The organism is Mangrovicoccus ximenensis (assembly GCF_003056725.1).
Taxonomy (GTDB): Bacteria; Pseudomonadota; Alphaproteobacteria; order Rhodobacterales; family Rhodobacteraceae; genus Mangrovicoccus; species Mangrovicoccus ximenensis.
The window spans coordinates 1-2,076 of the sequence record NZ_QBKZ01000019.1; the positions used below are offsets into that span (position 1 = coordinate 1).

General features: G+C 68.2%; 3 protein-coding genes and 1 pseudogene. 3 read left to right on the top strand and 1 reads right to left on the bottom strand.

The features are described from left to right. Window positions 1–744 (top strand): ATP-binding protein (locus C7T91_RS25060; protein ID WP_456237861.1); only part of this gene is annotated, 744 nt, incomplete at its 5' end. On the opposite strand, the pseudogene C7T91_RS25065 reads toward C7T91_RS25060, so the two are convergent. Then, window positions 669–920: pseudogene (locus C7T91_RS25065) on the bottom strand (glycoside hydrolase family 3 N-terminal domain-containing protein); the annotation flags it as partial. The gene C7T91_RS25060 and the pseudogene C7T91_RS25065 sit on opposite strands and share 76 nt — an antisense overlap. 248 nt (window positions 921–1,168) lie before the next feature. On the opposite strand from C7T91_RS25065, the gene C7T91_RS25075 reads away from it, so the two are divergent. Beyond that, window positions 1,169–1,780 carry a flavin reductase family protein gene (locus C7T91_RS25075; protein WP_108262262.1) on the top strand — a complete coding sequence of 204 codons (612 nt, stop codon included), beginning with the start codon at window positions 1,169–1,171 and terminating at the stop codon, window positions 1,778–1,780. A 10-nt stretch (window positions 1,781–1,790) separates the two neighbouring features. Next, the coding region (locus C7T91_RS25080; RefSeq protein WP_145963018.1) for a methyltransferase domain-containing protein at window positions 1,791–2,076 on the top strand (286 nt) is incomplete at its 3' end.

Sequence of the window (2,076 nt, forward strand, 5' to 3'; positions counted from 1 at the left end):
CTCGCCAGGACCGCCGACGACCTGGAGACCGCCTTCCAGACCGCGCGCTCCGAGGCGAAATCCGCCTTCGGCAATGACGAGGTCTATATCGAGAAGTACCTGGGCAAGCCCCGGCACATCGAGATCCAGGTCTTCGGCGACGGCAAGGGCAAGGCCGTGCATCTGGGCGAGCGCGACTGCTCGCTGCAGCGCCGCCACCAGAAGGTCTTCGAGGAGGCCCCCGGCCCCTGCANTCGACGCCGAGACCCGCGCGCGCATCGGCNAAGACCTGCGCCGAGGCCGTGGCCGCGANTCAACTATGCCGGCGCCGGCACGATCGAGTTCCTCTACGAGGACGGCGAGTTCTACTTCATCGAGATGAACACCCGCCTGCAGGTGGAACATCCGGTGACCGAGGCCGTCTATGGCGTCGACCTGGTGCGCGAGCAGATCCGCGTCGNCGGCAGNGCCTGCCGATGGAATTCNGTCCAGGAGGAGCTCGTCCCCCAGGGCCACGCCATCGAGGTCCGCATCAATGCCGAGCGCCTGCCGAACTTCTCGCCCTGCCCGGGCCGCATCACCGCCTACCACCCGCCGGGCGGTCTCGGCGTGCGGATGGACAGCGCGATCTATGACGGCTACGCGATCCCGCCCTATTACGACAGCCTGATCGCCAAGCTGATCGTGCGCAGAACGCCGCCGGCCAGGAGACCCTGCGCTGCCGCACGGCCCGCCGCCGCGACGGTCATCGGATCGTCGCCATAGCAGCGGTTCAGCAGGAACGGATGGGTCTCTGCCGTCGCCACATCCGCCATCGGCGCGCAATTGGTGTCGATGCCGAGCGCGCGCAGCTCCGCGGCGATGATGCGGTAGCGCAGGAACATCGCCCGCCCGGCCAGCCCGGGCGCGGCGCGCTTCATCTGGTCCAGCGGCGGCAGCCAGCACGATGTCGTTCTCGTCGCGCGCCACCAGGCAGAGTTCGGCGACCCGCGGCACGCCCTCGCGCAGCCGGTAGGAAGACAGCGCCTCGCGCCCGGGCGCAAAGCAGGTGTCGTAGAGCCATTCGACCTCGTCAAAGTCCCGTGAAGTCTCCGGCTCCAGATGAAACACCGCGCGCCACCTCTTTCCTGTGTTCGGGCCGCGCCCTATCACAGGTTTCGAAGGCGACGGAAGCCCCCGGAGGAGCAAAGTGTTTTATCAACCCAAGGACGGCCACGGCCTGCCGCACAACCCGTTCAACGCGCTGGTCGCGCCGCGGCCGATCGGCTGGATCTCGACGCGGGGCGCCGACGGGCGGTCGAATCTCGCGCCCTATTCGTTTTTCAACGCGGTCGCCTATGTGCCGCCGCAGGTGATGTTCTCCTCCACGGGCGCCAAGCCCGACCGGGAGAACACCAAGGACAGCGTGTCCCATATCCGCGAAACCGGCGTGTTCTGCGTCAACATCGTCAGCTACGACCTGCGCGACGCGATGAATGCCAGCTCGGCCGGGCTGGCGCGCGAAGACAGCGAATTCGCCCATGCCGGGCTGGCCGAGACGCCCTGCCGGATGATCGACTGCCCGCGCGTGGCCGAGGCACCGGCGAACCTCGAATGCCGCATGACCCGGATCGTGGAGCTTGCGGGCGAAGCCAATATCGCGGTCTTCGGCGAGGTGGTCGGCATCCATATCCGCGACGATGCGCTGACCGAGGGACTGTTCGACGCGGCCAGGGTCGGGCTGCTGTCGCGGCTGGGCTACCGCGACTACGCCATCGTGCAGTCGCCCTTCACCCTCGCCCGTCCCGACGACAACCGCTGAGGAGGCCGCGATGAAGCACGACGCCGTCCAGGAGTATTACGGCCGCACCCTGCAGGGCAGCGGCGACCTTCAGACCGATGCCTGCTGCACCCCCGGCGAGATGCCCGAGCGGGTCAAGCGGGCGCTGTCCAATGTCCATGACGAGGTGATGGCGCGCTATTACGGCTGCGGTCTGGTGATGCCGCATGTGCTGGAAGGCGCGCGGGTGCTCGATCTCGGCTGCGGCTCCGGGCGCGACGTCTATGCGCTGGCGCAGATGGCCGGCCCCGAGGGCTCGGTCGTGGGCGTCGACATGA